We start from the raw sequence: 1544 nt of genomic DNA, 5'->3' as shown, positions 1-1544 counted from the left end.
TAGCTCTTGGAGAGGTGTTCTGCAAAGTATTGGTCAAACACGTTGTCCACACCGACGGTCAACTGTGTTATCTTTGTCGGGCGCCAGGCGGCATTTAGCGAAAACACACCAAAACCCGCCGTAGTACCGATATCCATCCCATTGGTAACGATGCCGCCCGATCCGATATCGTAACGCTTCTGTGTGGTAACAAGTCGCCACAGGGCACCAAAGGAAACGACCTTGTTGTCGTATTGGCCGCTCAACTTAAATTCCAACGGTGGCTGCTGGGCCAGTGGCTTGTTGTCTGTATCGTTTTCGCCGTATACGTATGCCAGCGCCCCTGTAACCTGCCAGGTTCCGGATATCTTATACGTGATGTCACTCTCTCCACCCAACACTGTGGCATATACATTACGAGTGACGGCAGGGGATGGCGACCAACGTATCAGAATGTAGTCGTTGATCTTACCGGCAAAACCGGCAATTGATCCCGACAACTTGCCGGCTTTCCAGTGCAGGCCCACGTCCAGTTGAGTCGTCTTTTCGGGGTTGATGCTTAAAAATGCGCTTTTACCGGTGGCTGTAGAGGTTGTGCCGGCCTCATATCTCGATCTTTCCCAATAATCAGGGAAGCGTTCCGCATGACCTACGCCGGCATACCACACACTCGGTCCACTGCCAAGCTGTCCTTCATAGCGAACAAAGCCACTGGGCAGGGCATCTCTGTCCCACATGCCTTTGGTGTTGTTGGGATTACCTGGACACATACTGCTTGCAACACACTTGCGGCTGTCCAGGGCCTCGTGGATGTCCAGACGCAGGCCACCAATGACCTTTTTGTCACTATCAAGTTTTTGCGTAAGTTCACCAAAAACGCCGTACTGATTAAAACGCATATCCTCATCCCTGGATTTGGACTCATACATTACGTTGGCTGCATTTGCGCTTTTCTGGTCCATGGCGCCGCGGAATGTATGGGTATCACGCTTTGCATCTGCCCCAACAACGAGGTCTGTCATGCTTCCAAGCGTTAACGTTGACTTGATATACCCTCCCATAGTTTCCCGATCCGGATTATTGACGGAATACTTACCCGTTGTGTTGGAACGAAGGCTGTAGTTATCCATGACATGGTCAACGTAGTTGTAGTAAAGTATGGCATCGAGCTTCTTCCACACAGGGGAGATGTCTTGCCTGATAAACTTCAGGGCAATGTTTTCTCGGTCAAACTTTGAGCCATCCATTGTGCGGTCGGCATAGGCTGCCCTGCCATCGCTCTTAATGGCGGATAGCTCAAGGAGGGTGTCATCGTTGGGTGTCCAGCCAACTGCGGCACTCGTGCTCCAGCGCGTGTAGAAGGAATGAACCAGGTTGCCGTCTCCGTCTTCATAGTCGTCGGAGTCAGTGCGGGTGGCTATAATCTGTCCATAGCCTTTTTCGTAACCTACACGCAAATCCCCTACCTGGTCGTTGCGGCTGAAACTGCCAAATGTTAGACTGCCATTAAGGGTAATGCCGAGTTTCTTAAAACGATCTATATTCCTCTCAAACAGAACCGCTCC

Annotated in this window: 1 protein-coding gene; it reads right to left on the bottom strand. The window is 51.1% G+C overall.

Features of this window, described 5'->3' with window-relative positions:
* Nucleotides 1–1544, bottom strand: a 1544-nt coding sequence (locus tag HWQ67_RS18195) for a TonB-dependent copper receptor (RefSeq protein ID WP_218254112.1), incomplete at both ends; no start/stop codon positions are given.

It is taken from the genome of Candidatus Magnetobacterium casense, from assembly GCF_019173545.1.
GTDB classification, from domain to species: domain Bacteria; phylum Nitrospirota; class Thermodesulfovibrionia; order Thermodesulfovibrionales; family Magnetobacteriaceae; genus Magnetobacterium; species Magnetobacterium cryptolimnobacter.
Note: the sequence above shows the minus strand (reverse complement) of the source record. Positions and strands in the feature narration are given on the sequence as shown.